Origin of the sequence: Paracoccus sp. C2R09 (assembly GCF_018860625.1) — a bacterium.
Lineage (GTDB): Bacteria > Pseudomonadota > Alphaproteobacteria > Rhodobacterales > Rhodobacteraceae > Paracoccus.
Genome location: NZ_JAHKQB010000010.1, coordinates 23,538 through 38,059, shown reverse-complemented (window position 1 = coordinate 38,059; position 14,522 = coordinate 23,538). Strand labels below are relative to the sequence as shown.

Genomic DNA, 14,522 nt, shown 5'->3' with positions numbered 1-14,522 from the left:
ATTCGCCGCAGTCCGCACACAAGGCTTGGCGGAACATCGTGCCACCAAGATACGTTCAGTCGGGATAAGTTCAGCCGAACCGCCATGCCAATTTGACAGGCCACCCCCATGCCGATCTTCGCCGTGCCGATCATCTCTTACCTGCGAAGACCTGCCCTGATGCATGTGGGTGATGGCCGACTGCCCAAGGGGCTGCCCGTCGCGCTGATCGCGGGGTTGGTTCTGACGGCCACCGTGGGCACCTTTCTGGGCACTGCCGCGGCGGCCAGCGTCGGGATGGCGATCTTCGCCCTGACAGGTGCAGGCATCGCGCAGCTGATGCGCTGGCATTACCCCCATCGCGTGTTTGGCGGATGCAATGCCGTGACGCTGATGCGAACGGCGCTGACGGTCGCGCTGATCGTTCCGCTGATCGCTGGCAATCCCGCAGGATGGTGGGTTGCCAGCGTCGCGGGCATCGCCCTGATCATGGACGGCATCGACGGCTGGCTTGCCCGCCGCAGCGGCCTGTCTTCGGAATTCGGCGCGCGTTTCGACATGGAGGTGGATGCCGCGCTGGCCCTCGTCCTGTCGCTGCACGCGCTGGTGGGCAGTCCCATCGGCCCCGAGGTCCTGCTGCTGGGCGTCATGCGCTACCTCTTCGTGCTGGCGGGCATCTGCCATCATGCGTTCCGCCAGCCCCTGCCGCCCAGCTTCCTGCGCAAGGCGATCTGCGTGATGCAACTGGGTGCGCTGATCCTGCTGCAATTGCCGATGGTGTCGCCGGATGCGGGCATCATCATCGGACGGATTGCGGCGGGCGCGCTGATATGGTCCTTCGGCACGGATGCCATCTGGCTCTGGAGACATCGTTGATCAGACGGCTGCCCATCCTGATCCTGTCCGTCCTGACACTGCACGCGATCGTCGCGCTGCCTTCCGCGCCCGACGCCTTCCGCCCCGCAACATGGGCGCGCCCTGCCCCCGAGCTGGCAATCGGCATCGCTGCGCTGATCCTGCTGGGGCGAGGGTTTGCCGCGCGTTCGCTTCAAGCGGTCCTGGTGGTGGTCATCGGGGGCCTGACGGTCTTGAAGATTGCCGACATCGCCATGACGCTCAGCCTTGGGCGGCGGTTCAACATCGTGGCCGACATCCCGCTGATCGATGCGTCGTTGCGCTTGATCGCGGGGTCCGTGGGCACGATCGGGGCCGTGGCGACCGTGATCGCGGCAATTCTGCTGACCTGCGCCATATTCGCGGTGCTCTGGTGGGCGTTCGGCGTCTGGCAGCGCCTGCCCCGGATCGCCGCCGTTCCAGTCGTCTTGATCACCGGAGCCGCCTTCGCGCTGCAACCCGCCCCGCTTCTGGGCAGCTATGCCGCGCGACAGATCGCGACCGCCCGCGATACCCTGACCCAACTTGCCGATTTCCGCGTGGCCGCGCAGCAGGACAAGGCGCTGGCCATCGAGGCGCCGCTGGCCCGGATTGACCGGGACGTGGTCATCGTCTTCCTCGAAAGCTATGGCAGGACCAGCTTCGACACGCAGCGATTTGCGTCGCGCCATCTGCCCATCCTGCAGGATGCCCAGTCGCGCCTGACCGATGCCGGGATCGCGATGCGTTCGGGGTTCCTGACATCGCCCACCCATGGCGGGCAAAGCTGGCTGGCCCATGCGACGCTGGCGAACGGGCTGCGGATCGACGGACAGACGCGGTATCGCGCGGCGTTGGCCAGCGGCCGGCGGACCCTGTTCCATATCGCGCAGGATGCGGGTTTCCGCACGGCGGCGGTCATGCCCGCCATCACCCGCCCCTGGCCCGAGGCGCAGGAGATGGGCTTCCACAGCGTCCTGGATGCCGAGGCATTGCAGTATCGTGGCCAGCCCTTCAACTGGGTCACGATGCCCGATCAGTTCACCATGATCGCGATGGACCGGCTGCTGGACGACGGCGATCCCCGCCATCTCTTTGCGCAGGTCGCGCTTATTTCGTCCCATGCCCCCTGGGTGCCCATCCCCGACATGGTCGATTGGAACGGCATCACCGACGGGCGCCAGTTCGACGCGATGGCCACATCCGGCGACACCCCGAGAGAGGTCTGGCGCGACCGGGAACGGGTGCGCGAGCAATACGCGAAATCCATCGACTATATCCTGCGGGTCGTCACCGGATACGCGCTGCGGCATGCCGATGATCCGCCGCTTCTGGTGCTGGTCGGGGACCACCAGGCGGCAAGCTCGATCGGGCTGGACGAACGGCACGAGGTGCCGATCCATGTCATCGGGCCTGCGGAACTGGTCGACCTGACCGCCAGTTGGGGCCTGCATTCCGGCCTGATCCCACCCAAGGCCAGCCCCGCCCACCCGATGGAGGATTTCCGCATGTGGTTCCTGAATGCCTTCTCGGGTCGCAGGGAACCGCCCCCGGCATGAATGTCCGTCGCAGCCTTCAATTCATTGCGGCCCTGTGCATCCTGTCGCTGTTGTGGTGGGGGCTGGACGGGCGGCAGGCGGTCGGGCTGCTGGCGGCTGCGGATCCGCGCTGGCTGGTCGCGGCGCTGGCCGCATTGACGGCCCAGACGCTGCTGTCGGCGCTGCGCTGGCAGATCACGGCGCGTGCGCTTGGCCAGGGTATCCCATTAGGCCGGGCCGTATCGGAATATTACCTTGCGCAGATCGTGAACCAGTCGCTGCCCGGGGGCGTGGTCGGCGATGCTGGACGCGCGCTGCGGGCGCGCGGTGATGGTGGGCTGCGCCGTGCAGGTGCCGCCGTCGCGATCGAGCGTGGCCTGGGTCAGGTGGCCCTGCTGGCCATTCTGCTGACAGCGCTGGCCCTGCCCCATGATCTGCGCCTGCCGCAGGGTTTGCGCATGGCGATCGAGGGCGCCGCGCTGCTGGCGGCGCTTGCGGCCCTTGTCGCGATGCGGACCGCCCGCGATGCGATCCATGCAGCCGTCACCTCGGCCCGGATGCTGCCGCTTCAGATCGGGCTGAACATCGGGATCGCTGCACTGAACATCGCGGGCTTCGCCTTTGCCGCCCATGCGACGGGCACCGGACTTGCGCCCGCCGAGGCCGCCATCGTCGTGCCGCTGATCCTGCTGACCATGATCCTGCCCGTCACCGTGGCGGGTTGGGGCCTTCGCGAGGGGGCCGCCGCCGCGATGTTCCCGCTGATCGGCGCCACCCCCGAGGCGGGTCTTGCGGCCAGTCTCTGTTTCGGGCTGGTCTTTCTGACCGCCACATTGCCCGGCATCGCGGTGATCCTGCGTGCCGAAACCGTCGCCCTGACCCGGACGAGGACATGACTTCACATCAAAGACCCACGACCTTCGTGCTTCCTGGCAATATCGAGACCGTGACCGGCGGCTATCTCTATGACCGCAACCTGGTCGAGCATCTGCGGCTGGCGGGGCGCGACATGCAGGTGCTGTCCCTGGCCGACAGCTTTCCGACGCCCGATGACGCGCAGATGGCCCATGCCACGAAGGCATTGCAGGGCATCGACCCCGGCCGCATCGCCATCATCGACGGTTTGGCCCTGGGCGCGCTACGCACGGATGAACTGAAACGGGTGGCAGCGCCGATGGTCGCGATGATCCACCACCCGCTGGCGCAGGAAAGCGCCCTGCCCGCCGATCTGCGCCAGCACCTGTTCACGACCGAACGCGGCAACCTGCGGCTGGTGCGCCATATCCTGGTTCCCAGCCCGCATACCCGCCAGATGCTGATCGACCGCTATGACGTCGCAGCGGATCGGATCACCGTTGCGCGTCCCGGCACGCAGGCGCGCGCCGCGGCACCGGCCCGGCACCGGACACCACCGCTGATCCTGTCGGTCGGCATCCTGCACCCGCGCAAGGGGCACGACCTGCTGCTGGCGGCACTGGCAAGGCTGACGGATATGGAGTGGCGGGCAGTGATCGCGGGCAACCCGTGGGATGACGATCACGTCCGCATGCTGAAGGATCAGATCGCCGCTTCCTGGTTCGCGGATCGCGTGGACCTTGCGGGGCGGGTGGATGATGCACGGCTGCAGGACCTGTATTCCCGCGCCTCGATCTTCACGCTGGCGACCCGCTACGAAGGGTATGGCATCGTCTTCGACGAGGCGTTGTCCCATGGAGTGCCCATCGTCAGCACCCGCGTCGGAGCCGTCCCGGATACGGTGCCGGGCGATGCGGGCATCCTCGTCGCGCCCGAAAACATCGCCGAACTGTCCGAGGCGCTGCGCCAGCTGCTGCAGGACGATGCCCGCCGCGATCGGATGGCAGAGGCCGCGTGGATGGCGGGGCGCGACCTGCCCGATTGGCACGACACGGCGCGAACCGTCGGCATGGCGCTGGAAGGCATCGACTGAGGCGGCAGGGCGCATCGCGCGCCCCGCCCGATACCCTAGCCCAGGGAATATCCGGTTCCGCGCACGGTGCGGACCGGGTTGTCGCCACCGTTCTGCATCAGAGCCTTGCGCAGGCGGCCGACATGAACGTCGATGGTGCGCGTGTCGACATAGATGTCACGCCCCCAGACGCGGTCCAGCAGCTGCTCTCGCGTCCAGACGCGGCCGGGCTTCTCCATCAGCGTGGACAGCAGCCGGAACTCGGTCGGACCCAGATGCAGGGGCGACCCCGCGCGAAAGACGCGGTGTTCGGCAGCATCCAGAAGGATGTCCCCGAAGCTCAGCCTCTCGCCCATGCTGGCCGGACGGGTCCGGCGCAGCTGGGTGCGCAGGCGGGCCATCAGCTCGACCACGGAATAGGGTTTGACGACGTAATCGTCCGCACCCGTTTCCAGGCCGCGGACACGGTCCACCTCTTCGCTGCGCGCGGACAGCATGATGATGGGGATCTGGCGCGTGGCGGGATCGGCCTTGACCTGACGGCAGACCTCGATGCCCGAAACCCGGGGCAGCATCCAGTCCAGCACGATCAGGTCGGGCTGTTCCTCCTGCACCAGCAGCAGCGCGTCCTCGCCGTTGTCGGCGACGACAACCTCGAAGCCCTCGGCCTCGAGGTTGTATTGCAGAACCTCGCGCTGCGCGCCCTCATCCTCGACGACCAGAACGCAAGGGGCCTGACGCGCCATGGCTCAGGCCTCGTCCGCGATCAGCGGAACGCTGTTGGCCTTGGGACGCGCCTCGTCGGGCAGCTCGCCGGTGACCAGATAGATCACCTGCTCGCAGATCGAGGTGGCATGGTCGCCCATCCGCTCGACGTTCTTGGCGATGAAATGCAGATGCATGCAGGCCGTGATGTTGCGCGGGTCTTCCATCATGTGGGTCAGGAATTCGCGGAACAGGGCGTTGTACATCTGGTCCACCTCCAGATCGCGCTGGCGCACGTCCTCGGCCAGGTCGGCATCGCGGCGGATATAGCTGTCGAGCGCATCCTGCAGCATCTTGCTGACCGCATGGCTCATCCGGCGCAGCGCCATGCCCGCGCCGTCGATCGCGGGCAGCTGGGCCAGGACGTTCGACCGCTTGGCCATGTTCTTGGCGAAATCGCCCACACGCTCCAACGAGGCGGCGATCTTCATCACGGCCAGCACCATGCGCAGGTCGGTCGCCGTGGGGGCGCGCAGCGCGATCAGCCGCGCCGCGCCTTCGTTGATCTGCATTTCCAGCGCATCGATGGACTTGTCCCTGCGGCGGACGTCCTCTGCCAGCTCCTCGTCGCGGGAATCCAGCGCGGTGGCGGCATCCGTGATGGCGGCCTCGACCATGCCGCCCATCTTCACGACCAGTGCCTGGATGGTCTCCAGGTCGCGGTCGAAGGCCGACGAGATATGCTTGTCGCGGTTCATGTCCTGTCCTTTCGCGCGTTCAGCCGATGCGGCCCGAGATGTAGGCTTCGGTCCGGCTGTCCTGCGGTTTGGTGAAGATGTCGTCGGTATCGCCGTATTCGACCAGGTTGCCCAGGTGGAAGAAGGCGGTCTTCTGGCTGACACGTGCGGCCTGCTGCATCGAATGGGTCACGATCACGACCGAGAATTCCTGGCGAAGCTGTTCGATCAGTTCCTCGACCTGGCCGGTGGCGATGGGGTCCAGCGCGCTGCAGGGCTCGTCCATCAGCAGCACCTCGGGGCTGGTGGCGACGGCACGCGCGATGCACAGGCGCTGCTGCTGACCGCCCGACAGGCCGGTGCCCGGTTCCTGCAGGCGGTCCTTGACCTCGTTCCACAGGGCCGCGCCGCGCAGCGAACGTTCGACGATCTCGTCCAGCTCGGCGCGGTTGCGCGACAGGCCGTGGATGCGGGGGCCATAGGCCACGTTGTCATAGATCGATTTCGGGAAGGGGTTCGGCTTCTGGAACACCATGCCGATGCGTGCGCGCAGCTGAACCGGATCCACGCGCTTGTCGTAGATATCCTCGCCGTCCAGCTTGATGTCGCCCTCGATCCGGGCGATCGGGATCGTGTCGTTCATGCGGTTGATGCAGCGCAGGAAGGTCGACTTGCCGCAGCCCGAGGGGCCGATGAACGCGGTCACGGTCTTGTCCTGGATGTCCACGTCGACATCCTTGATCGCGTGCTTGTCACCGTAGAAGACCTGAACCTTACGCGCCGAGATCTTGATGTCGTCCTGGCCCACGGCGTTCTCCAATCGATTAGTGTCGTACATTTTTCTTCCTTTCGGCCGGGATCACCAGCGGCGCTCGAAGCGGCGGCGAAGGATGACGGCAAGGACGTTCATGCAAAGCAGGAACACCAGCAGAACGATGATGGCACCGGATGCCCGTTCGATGAAGGCCGGATCGGCACGTTGCGTCCAGTTGTAGATCTGCACCGGAAGCGCCGTGGCCGGGTCGAACAGCCCCTCGAGCGGGGCGCCCGGGAATTCGCGGACGAAGGCCACCATGCCGATCAGCAGCAGCGGCGCCGTTTCGCCCAGGGCCTGCGCCAAGCCGATGATCGTGCCCGTCAGGATGCCCGGCATGGCCAGCGGCAGGACGTGGTGGAACACCGACTGCATCTTCGATGCGCCGACCCCCAGTGCCGCGTCGCGGATCGAGGGCGGAACCGCCTTCAGCGCCGCGCGGGTCGAGATGATGATCGTGGGCAGCGTCATCAGCGTCAGCACGAGGCCGCCGACGATGGGTGCCGATTGCGGCAGGCCCGCGAAGTTGATGAAGGCCGCAAGGCCCAGGATGCCGAAGACGATTGAGGGCACCGCCGCCAGGTTCGAGATGTTCACCTCGATGATGTCGGTCCAGCGGTTCTTGGGCGCGAACTCCTCGAGATAGATCGAGGCGGCGACGCCGATCGGCACGGCAAGGAATAGCACCACCAGCATCATGTAGAGCGAACCGAGGATCGCCACGCCCACGCCCGCGGCCTCGGGGCGCTGGTCGGACGCGTCGGGATTGGTCACGAAATCCCAGTTGAAGCGCGTGACCAGCATGCCACCCTCCTTGAGGACGTTGGCCAGCTTCAGCTGCTCGGGCGAGGTGTTGCCGTCGGCCGCCGCGCTTTCCATCGTGACGCGACCCTTGAAATAGCCGTCGACACGGCCGTTCACCAGGACGTTCACGTCGACCGTCTGTCCCAGCAGCTCGGGATCGGCCAGCACGCGGTTGCGCAGCTGGGCCGATGCCTCCTTCGAGATGAGGCCGCTCATGTCCTTGGGGGTCAGACCGTCGATCTCGATCCCGTTGGCCTTGACGGCCTCGACCACGGCGGCGTCCAGGACGCGGCCATAGGACAGGGTCAGCACCTTAGACATCTCGGCCGGGTCGCGGTTGCCCTTGGGGTCCAGAACCTCGGCGTCCAGCGCCACGGGGATCGACAGATAGGTCTGGCGGAACGCGCCCGCACCGCCGCCGATGATCGTGGTCAGCAGGATGACCAGCGCCAGCATGGCGATGGCGATGGCACCCGCGCCATAGGCACGAAAGCGTTTCTCGGCGGCGTTGCGCTTGCGGGTGCGGGCATCGGCCACCAGCAGCGAGGATTTGGACGGCTTGCGCGACGCGTCCGAGGGCATCGGAAAATCGGTCATTCGTACTGCTCGCGATACTTGCGCACGATGTAGAGCGCGACGATGTTCAGGGCGAGGGTGATGACGAACAGCGTCAGACCCAGGGCGAATGCGACCAGCGTCTCGGGGGCGGCGAAGTCGTTGTCGCCGGTCAGCTGGCTGACGATCTTGACGGTGATCGTGGTCATGGCCTCGAAGGGATTGAGGCTCATCCGGGCGGCGGCCCCTGCCCCCAAGACGACGATCATCGTCTCGCCGATGGCGCGGCTGGCGGCCAGCAGGACGGCGCCCACGATGCCCGGAAGGGCGGCGGGCAGGACGACCTGCTTGATCGTCTCGGACGGGGTGGACCCCAGCCCCAGCGCGCCGTCACGCAGCGATTGCGGCACCGCGTTGATGATGTCGTCCGACAAAGAGCTGACGAAGGGGATCAGCATGATCCCCATCACGAGGCCCGCCGTCAGCACCGATGCGCCCGAGTTGCCCAGGCCCAGCGGCTGGGCGAAATAGTCGCGCAGCATCGGGCCCACGGTGATAAGCGCGAAAAGGCCGTAGACGATGGTCGGAATGCCGGCCAGCATCTCGATCGCGGGCTTGGCGATGCCCCGCACGCGCTTGCTGGCGTATTCGGACATGTAGATCGCGGCGAACATCCCGATGGGCACGGCCACCAGCAGCGCGATCAGGCTGATATAGAGCGTGCCCCACAGAAGCGGCAGCACACCCAGGTTCGAATTTCCCTGGAAGCGCGGCGTCCAGTTGGTGCCGAAGAAGAATTCGGTCCAGCTGTACTTCTGGAAGAAATGCCCAGTCTCGAAGACCAGCGACAGGACGATGCCCGCGGTGGTCAGGATGGCGATGGTCGAACACAGGATCAGCAGGCCCAGCACGATACGTTCGACCGTGTTGCGGGCCTTGTATTCGATCCCGATGCGGGTCAGCCCCCAGACCAGACCGACCACGGCCGCGGCCGTGACGACAAGCCCCACATAGGCGCCCGCCTGTTCGGCCAGCACGCCCGTCATGCGCAGGAAAGAGGCGATGACCATGATCGCAAGGGCCGGTGCCAGGGTCGTCAGGGCAACGCTGTAGCCGTGATAGGTGGGTCGGCTGTGCAGGCGGCGGATATCGGGGCCGGCAGCGGCAAAAGCCCGGCCTCGCGCGGCGAAATAGCCGGCGATGGCCAGGATCAGGCTGGCGATAAGTGCCCAGGACAACGGCATAAGGCGTTTCCTTGCGTCAAAGCATGGGGGGAAGGACTGGCGGCGCGACCGGTGCCGCGCCGCCGATGGTCGATTACTGGATGGTTTCCTGGTTCGCGACGGCGTCCTGCGTCGCGGCCAGTTCCGGGTCCGACACCAGGCCGTACTGGGCCAGCGGGCCGTCCGGGCCTGCCAGCTCGTCGGCGACGAAGAACGAGGCGTATTCCTCAAGACCCGGGATCGTGCCGATATGTGCCTTCTTGACGTAGAAGAACAGCGGACGCGACACGGGGTATTCGCCCGAGGCGATGGTCTCGGTCGAGGGGGTGACGCCCGACATGGTGCCGACCTTCAGCTTGTCCATGTTGTTTTCGTAGAAGGACAGCCCGAACACGCCGATGCCGTTCGCGGCGCTTTCGATGCGCGACAGGGTCTCGGTGTAGTCGCCGTCGATATCGACCGAACGACCGTCCGTGCGCAGCGACATGCAGGCGGTCTCGGCGGCATCCTCGTCGGCCATCTCGGCCATGAAGACTTCCATGGCGCCCGATTCCTCGCAGCCAGCCAGGATGACCTTCTCCTCGAAGACTTCGCGGGTGCCGTGCTTGGTGCCTGGAACGAATGCCAGGATCTCCTGCTCGGGCAGGTCCGGGTTCACTTCGTTCCAGTTGCTGTTGGTGTTCTCGACGATCTGGCCATCGACCACGATCTGGGCTGCCAGGGCGTTGAACCAGTCGGCCGGGGTATAGGCGAATTCCGGGCCTTCGGATGCGTTGGCGAAGACGATCCCGTCATAGCCGATGCGGACTTCGATGATCTCGTCGACGCCGGCGGCGGCGCAGGCCTCGATTTCGCTTTCCTTGATCTGGCGCGACGAGTTGGCGATGTCGATCGTGTTCTCGCCGACGCCTTCGCAGAACTTCTTCAGACCTGCCGACGAGCCGCCCGATTCGACGACCGGGGTCGGATAGTCGGTGTTCTCGCCGAAGGCTTCGGCCACGATGGTCGCGTAGGGCAGCACGGTCGAGGAACCGGCAACCTGGATCTGGTCACGGGCTGCGGCAGCCGATGCCGAAAGCGCGATCACCGAAATTGCGGTAGCGGTAAGGCCGAAAGTTTTCACTTGCTGTCTCCGATGCAGGAAGAGTTTCGCATGGGGCATGCCCTAGACCCCCAATGTGACGCCTATGTATGAGAATTGTGACAGTAAGGTGACAAGGCCCCCTTTCGGATGCAAGCACATCGCGAAAGGGGGCCTTTTGGGGGTGTCGATCAACCGCGACGCGATCCTGGCCGCGGGTTCAGCCCCACTGTTCGGTGAACTCGCGCCATTCGCGCGCACCCATGCCGGATTGTTCCTGGGTCACCACCTCGCCCGCAAGGCGGCGCTTGAGCACGGCAGCGGCCTGCGCCGACAGGCTGACGGCATCCATGCGATAGTCGCGGAAGGCGTTGAAGGCCGCGGGAACCCAGTCCGCCACGATGTCGCACATCTTCTCGGCGTAGACGCGGATCTCGTACTGGGCATGGCTGTCGGCGCGAAGGCGCAGGAAATGCAGCAGGTTGTGCAGATCCGTCTTCCAGTACCACTGGGTATAGATGTTGGCGGGCAGGTTCATCCGTGCCAGTTCGCGCGCCAGGCCCTGCTGGCCGTCATTGCTCAGCATGCTCTCGTAATGGTCGTAGGACCGCATGGCATCGTCGCGCAGCAGGTCCAGCACGCGCTGCGCCTCGTCGCCCTGCAGGATGTCACCCCGGCCCTGGTGGTTCTGGCTGGATTGCGCGGCCAGCTGATCAGGCGCGGGGATGTAGAATTCGCGGTCGAGGATCGAATAGCGCGCCGAATATTCGTTCACGTTGGCCATCCGGTGGCGGATCCACTGGCGGGCCACGAAGACCGGCAGCTTGACGTGGAACTTGACCTCGCACATCTCGAACGGGGTCGAATGCCAGTGCCGCATCAGATAGCGGATCAGCCCCTCGTCGTTCTGAACCGATTTCGTGCCGCGGCCATAGCTGACCCGCGCGGCCTGGCAGATGGCAGAATCGTCGCCCATGTAGTCGATGACCCGCACCAGCCCGTGATCCAGCACCTGGTGCGCGACATAGAGATGCTTTTCCATGCCGGGAACCGTGGCACGCAGCGTCTGTTGCGGGGCTTCGCGCAGGGCGTCGATCTCGGCCTGCTGTTCCGGGGTCAGGGGCATGGCGGTCCTTTCTGGCTGGTCTGTGCCATTTGCCGCATCGGGGCCCGGATCGCAAGCTTGCCGACCATGACCCGACATGAGAGCCTGCGCGCAATCGGAACCAAGGAGACGACGATGGATATCCGCTATCTGCACACGATGGTGCGCGTGAAGGACCTGGACAGGACCATGGAGTTCTTTCGCCTGCTGGGCCTTGAAGAGACGCGCCGGATCGAGAACGAGAAAGGTCGTTTCACGCTGGTCTTCATGGCGCCTCCGGGCCAGCCCGAATGCCCGGTCGAACTGACCTGGAACTGGGATGGCGACGAGGGGCTGCCCTCGGACAGCCGCCATTTCGGTCATCTGGCCTACCGCGTCGGCAACATCTACGAAATGTGCCAGAGGCTGATGGATGCGGGCGTCACCATCAACCGCCCACCCCGCGACGGGCACATGGCCTTCGTGCGCAGCCCCGACAACATCTCGATCGAGATCCTGCAGGAAGGCGACCACCTGCCCCCGCAGGAACCCTGGGCCAGCATGGAGAATACCGGCCACTGGTAAGGTCGCCCGCGCCGTCCGCCCGAAAGGCGGGCGGCGTCAGTAGATGTAGCGGATCTGCTCGGACCAGAACCGTTCGATCCGGCGCGATTGCAGGTTCACCTGATCCAGCGGCGGATCCTCCAGCACGCCCGACATCGCCAGTCCCTCGGCATGGCGAAGGAACATCGCGTGGACCGCATTGCGGACCTCCTGCCCCTCGGGGGTCAGGCGCACGCGGACCGATCTGCGGTCCATGTCGCAGCGTTCGTGGTGGACATAACCCATCGCCACGAGCTTCTTGAGATTGTAGCTGACATTCGAGCCCTGGTACATCCCGCGCGAGCGCAGTTCGCCCGCCGTCACCTCGGCACTGCCGAGATTGTAGAGGATCATCGCCTGCACGGGCGTCAGATCCGCGCGGCGCAAACGCTCGAACTCGTCCTTGATGAGATCCAGCATCAGCCGGTGCATCCGTTCGAGGATCTGCAGCGATTCCAGGTAAGCCTCGGTCATTTCCGAGATGCCGGCGGCTTCGGCCATGCTGGCCGCCGACGGAAGCGGGTCACGATGTGCTGGAGCAAGCATTGGATCTGATCGTCCTGTCCTGTGCGTCATGCCACATGACTGACACGGGAAAGACAACCGACGGTTAACGCCGCCGATTTTTCAGCGGTGCGACCGAATTATTTTTCCGCGGCAAAGCGCGCAGCGGCGTGATCGGCGATCAGATCAAGCATCGGAACCAGCAGATCGGGCGCTCCGCGATCGACCGGGCTGTCCGTCCCGATGCGGGCGGTGATCCACAGATACAGGTCCTGATCGTTCTCGCCCATCATGCGTTCATACAGGTCCAGCTGGTCGTCGGTCAGGCGGTCCAGCCCGTCATCGGCGAAATGGCCCAGGATCAGGTCCATCTCCTTCATGCCTCGCCGCCAGCTGCGCATGTGCAGCCTCTTCAGCCGGTATTCGCGCGGCTCGGATGTGTCAGACATTGCCAAGGGCCTCCTGCAATCGTTCAACGCGGGCGCTGGCATCGGCAAGGATGCGACGCAGCTCGGTCAGCTCGGCCCGGAGGGCCGCGCCCGCCGCGGTGTCTTGGGGCCCCGACCCCTCGCCCGTCAACAGCCAAACCAGCGAAACGCCGGTCAGCGTGGCGATCCGTCCCATCAGGCTGGCAGTCGGTTCGGCCTGATCGACCTCCCAGCCCTCCAGCGTGTCGGTGCGGATGCCCAGTTCCTCGGCCAGCTGCGCGACCCCCAGGTCCGCACCTTCGCGCGCCGCTGTCAGTCGATCGCCCAATGTCGCGACCTGATCGGCATAGCTGTTCATGAACGGGATCCCTGCTTGTGGCATGATGCCCGGCAGCGTAAGCCAGTCCGGCCCGCAGTTCAAACCGACGAGACAGCGACCATGGCCCTCATTTCCGACCGGCTTGCCCGGATCAAGCCCTCGCCCACCATCGCGATGACCACCCGCGCCGCGGAACTGCGCGCGGAAGGCCGCGACATCATCGGCCTGTCGGCGGGCGAACCCGATTTCGACACGCCCGAAAACGTGCGCGAGGCAGGCAAGCAGGCGATCGACCGTGGCCTGACCCGATATACCGCCGTGGACGGCACGCCGTCGCTGAAACGCGCGATCGTGGACAAGTTCGCCCGCGAGAACGGCCTGGATTATACCCCGGCCGAGGTCACGGTCGGCACGGGCGGCAAGCAGATCCTGTTCAACGCGCTGATGGCCACGCTGGACGATGGCGACGAGGTGGTCATCCCCGCGCCCTACTGGGTCAGCTATCCCGACATGGTGCTGCTGGCGGGCGGGAAACCGGTCGTCGTTCCCTGCACCATCGACGCGGGCTTCCGCCTGACCCCCGAGGCGCTCGAGGCCGCGATCACGCCGCGCACCAAATGGCTGATCCTGAACTCGCCCTCGAACCCGTCGGGCGCGGGATACGACCATGCGCAGATGAAGGCCCTGACCGAGGTGCTGCTGCGCCATCCCCATGTCTGGGTGCTGGCCGACGACATCTACGAGCACCTGGTCTTCGACGGGTTCGAATTCTGCACGCCTGCGCAGGTCGAACCCGCGCTGAAGGACCGCGTGCTGACCATGAACGGCGTCAGCAAAGCCTATGCCATGACCGGCTGGCGCATCGGATATGGCGCGGGTCCCCGCCCGCTGATCGCGGCGATGGCCAAGCTGCAGTCGCAATCCACCTCGAACCCCAGTTCCATCAGCCAGTTCGCCGCGGAAGCCGCGCTGACCGGGCCGCAGGATTACATCCGCGACAGCCGCGAGGTGTTCCAGCGCCGCCGCGATCTGGTCGTGGCGGGCCTGAACGAATGCCCGGGCATCGAATGCCCTGTGCCGCAGGGGGCGTTCTATGTCTATCCCTCGATCGCGGGGCTGATCGGGGCGACCACGGCCGCAGGCACGCGCATCGACGACGACGAGGCATTTGCCAATGCGCTGCTGGACGAGGAAGGCGTGGCTGTGGTCTTCGGCGCGGCCTTCGGTCTGTCGCCGCATTTCCGGATCAGCTATGCCACCTCGGACGAACAGCTGCGCGAAGCCGTCTCCCGCATCCGCCGCTTCTGCGAGGGCTGCAACTTACCCGCGTGATGGCGCGTTGGGTCTG

16 protein-coding genes are annotated in these 14,522 nt (G+C 65.7%); 6 read left to right on the top strand and 10 right to left on the bottom strand.

What is annotated here, in order from left to right:
- Positions 1-108 precede the first annotated feature (108 nt).
- The 4 genes from KO490_RS02730 to KO490_RS02715 are packed head-to-tail and all read left to right on the top strand — an operon-like array spanning position 109 to position 4,338.
- Positions 109-855 carry a CDP-alcohol phosphatidyltransferase family protein gene (locus KO490_RS02730; protein ID WP_216017872.1) on the top strand — a complete coding sequence of 249 codons (747 nt, stop codon included), beginning with the start codon at positions 109-111 and terminating at the stop codon, positions 853-855.
- Positions 852-2,411, top strand: coding sequence for a sulfatase-like hydrolase/transferase (locus tag KO490_RS02725; protein ID WP_252726982.1), 1,560 nt, complete (start codon positions 852-854; stop codon positions 2,409-2,411). Before KO490_RS02730 ends, KO490_RS02725 begins: the two co-directional genes overlap by 4 nt.
- Positions 2,408-3,286, top strand: a complete 879-nt coding sequence (locus KO490_RS02720) for a lysylphosphatidylglycerol synthase transmembrane domain-containing protein (protein WP_216017870.1) — start codon at positions 2,408-2,410, stop codon at positions 3,284-3,286. The genes KO490_RS02725 and KO490_RS02720 overlap by 4 nt, the downstream gene beginning before the upstream one ends.
- Entirely contained in the window at positions 3,283-4,338 is a 1,056-nt protein-coding gene (locus KO490_RS02715) for a glycosyltransferase family 4 protein (protein ID WP_216017869.1), read from the top strand. Before KO490_RS02720 ends, KO490_RS02715 begins: the two co-directional genes overlap by 4 nt.
- Positions 4,339-4,373: 35 nt before the next feature.
- Here the strand turns inward: KO490_RS02715 and phoB are convergent, their stop codons facing one another.
- The 7 genes from phoB to thyX form a co-directional block, all read right to left on the bottom strand.
- Positions 4,374-5,063, bottom strand: a complete 690-nt coding sequence (phoB, locus tag KO490_RS02710; RefSeq protein ID WP_216017868.1) for a phosphate regulon transcriptional regulator PhoB — start codon at positions 5,061-5,063, stop codon at positions 4,374-4,376.
- Between the two features lie 3 nt (positions 5,064-5,066).
- Complete coding sequence (gene phoU / locus KO490_RS02705) at positions 5,067-5,780, bottom strand: phosphate signaling complex protein PhoU (protein WP_216017867.1); 714 nt, start codon at positions 5,778-5,780, stop codon at positions 5,067-5,069.
- 19 nt (positions 5,781-5,799) lie between these two features.
- On the bottom strand, positions 5,800-6,597 hold the full coding sequence (pstB, locus tag KO490_RS02700; RefSeq protein WP_216017866.1) for a phosphate ABC transporter ATP-binding protein PstB: 798 nt from the start codon (positions 6,595-6,597) through the stop codon (positions 5,800-5,802).
- A gap of 21 nt (positions 6,598-6,618) precedes the next feature.
- On the bottom strand, positions 6,619-7,974 hold the full coding sequence (gene pstA, locus KO490_RS02695) for a phosphate ABC transporter permease PstA (protein ID WP_216017865.1): 1,356 nt from the start codon (positions 7,972-7,974) through the stop codon (positions 6,619-6,621).
- The gene (pstC, locus tag KO490_RS02690; RefSeq protein WP_216017864.1) at positions 7,971-9,176 is read right to left on the bottom strand and encodes a phosphate ABC transporter permease subunit PstC; all 1,206 of its coding nucleotides are present in this window, start codon (positions 9,174-9,176) and stop codon (positions 7,971-7,973) included. Before pstC ends, pstA begins: the two co-directional genes overlap by 4 nt.
- A 73-nt stretch (positions 9,177-9,249) precedes the next feature.
- Positions 9,250-10,317 carry a substrate-binding domain-containing protein gene (locus KO490_RS02685; protein ID WP_216017863.1) on the bottom strand — a complete coding sequence of 356 codons (1,068 nt, stop codon included), beginning with the start codon at positions 10,315-10,317 and terminating at the stop codon, positions 9,250-9,252.
- A gap of 139 nt (positions 10,318-10,456) precedes the next feature.
- Entirely contained in the window at positions 10,457-11,362 is a 906-nt protein-coding gene (thyX, locus tag KO490_RS02680) for an FAD-dependent thymidylate synthase (RefSeq protein ID WP_216017862.1), read from the bottom strand.
- Positions 11,363-11,476: 114 nt separating this feature from the next.
- On the opposite strand from thyX, the gene KO490_RS02675 reads away from it, so the two are divergent.
- On the top strand, positions 11,477-11,905 hold the full coding sequence (locus KO490_RS02675; protein ID WP_216017861.1) for a VOC family protein: 429 nt from the start codon (positions 11,477-11,479) through the stop codon (positions 11,903-11,905).
- Between the two features lie 36 nt (positions 11,906-11,941).
- On the opposite strand, the gene KO490_RS02670 is transcribed toward KO490_RS02675, so the two are convergent.
- From KO490_RS02670 to KO490_RS02660, 3 genes are all read right to left on the bottom strand, one after another.
- The gene (locus tag KO490_RS02670; RefSeq protein WP_216017860.1) at positions 11,942-12,424 is read right to left on the bottom strand and encodes a MarR family winged helix-turn-helix transcriptional regulator; all 483 of its coding nucleotides are present in this window, start codon (positions 12,422-12,424) and stop codon (positions 11,942-11,944) included.
- Positions 12,425-12,567: 143 nt separating this feature from the next.
- On the bottom strand, positions 12,568-12,876 hold the full coding sequence (locus tag KO490_RS02665) for a succinate dehydrogenase assembly factor 2 (protein WP_252726981.1): 309 nt from the start codon (positions 12,874-12,876) through the stop codon (positions 12,568-12,570).
- On the bottom strand, positions 12,869-13,213 hold the full coding sequence (locus KO490_RS02660) for a helix-turn-helix transcriptional regulator (RefSeq protein ID WP_216017859.1): 345 nt from the start codon (positions 13,211-13,213) through the stop codon (positions 12,869-12,871). The genes KO490_RS02665 and KO490_RS02660 overlap by 8 nt, the downstream gene beginning before the upstream one ends.
- Before the next feature lie 81 nt (positions 13,214-13,294).
- Between KO490_RS02660 and KO490_RS02655 the strand changes: the two genes are divergently transcribed.
- Positions 13,295-14,506 carry a pyridoxal phosphate-dependent aminotransferase gene (locus tag KO490_RS02655; protein ID WP_216017858.1) on the top strand — a complete coding sequence of 404 codons (1,212 nt, stop codon included), beginning with the start codon at positions 13,295-13,297 and terminating at the stop codon, positions 14,504-14,506.
- Positions 14,507-14,522: the final 16 nt, after the last annotated feature.

What these genes read in the sequence shown, in the direction of transcription:
- thyX (WP_216017862.1), bottom strand. Translation starts at nt 11,362, where the DNA reads ATGCCCCTGACCCCGGAACAGCAGGCCGAGATCGACGCCCTGCGCGAA.
- pstA (WP_216017865.1), bottom strand. Translation starts at nt 7,974, where the DNA reads ATGACCGATTTTCCGATGCCCTCGGACGCGTCGCGCAAGCCGTCCAAA.
- pstC (WP_216017864.1), bottom strand. Translation starts at nt 9,176, where the DNA reads ATGCCGTTGTCCTGGGCACTTATCGCCAGCCTGATCCTGGCCATCGCC.
- KO490_RS02670 (WP_216017860.1), bottom strand. Translation starts at nt 12,424, where the DNA reads ATGGCCGAAGCCGCCGGCATCTCGGAAATGACCGAGGCTTACCTGGAA.
- KO490_RS02660 (WP_216017859.1), bottom strand. Translation starts at nt 13,213, where the DNA reads ATGAACAGCTATGCCGATCAGGTCGCGACATTGGGCGATCGACTGACA.
- phoB (WP_216017868.1), bottom strand. Translation starts at nt 5,063, where the DNA reads ATGGCGCGTCAGGCCCCTTGCGTTCTGGTCGTCGAGGATGAGGGCGCG.
- KO490_RS02665 (WP_252726981.1), bottom strand. Translation starts at nt 12,876, where the DNA reads ATGTCTGACACATCCGAGCCGCGCGAATACCGGCTGAAGAGGCTGCAC.
- KO490_RS02715 (WP_216017869.1), top strand. Translation starts at nt 3,283, where the DNA reads ATGACTTCACATCAAAGACCCACGACCTTCGTGCTTCCTGGCAATATC.
- KO490_RS02720 (WP_216017870.1), top strand. Translation starts at nt 2,408, where the DNA reads ATGAATGTCCGTCGCAGCCTTCAATTCATTGCGGCCCTGTGCATCCTG.
- phoU (WP_216017867.1), bottom strand. Translation starts at nt 5,780, where the DNA reads ATGAACCGCGACAAGCATATCTCGTCGGCCTTCGACCGCGACCTGGAG.
- KO490_RS02675 (WP_216017861.1), top strand. Translation starts at nt 11,477, where the DNA reads ATGGATATCCGCTATCTGCACACGATGGTGCGCGTGAAGGACCTGGAC.
- KO490_RS02730 (WP_216017872.1), top strand. Translation starts at nt 109, where the DNA reads ATGCCGATCTTCGCCGTGCCGATCATCTCTTACCTGCGAAGACCTGCC.
- KO490_RS02655 (WP_216017858.1), top strand. Translation starts at nt 13,295, where the DNA reads ATGGCCCTCATTTCCGACCGGCTTGCCCGGATCAAGCCCTCGCCCACC.
- KO490_RS02685 (WP_216017863.1), bottom strand. Translation starts at nt 10,317, where the DNA reads ATGCCCCATGCGAAACTCTTCCTGCATCGGAGACAGCAAGTGAAAACT.
- pstB (WP_216017866.1), bottom strand. Translation starts at nt 6,597, where the DNA reads ATGTACGACACTAATCGATTGGAGAACGCCGTGGGCCAGGACGACATC.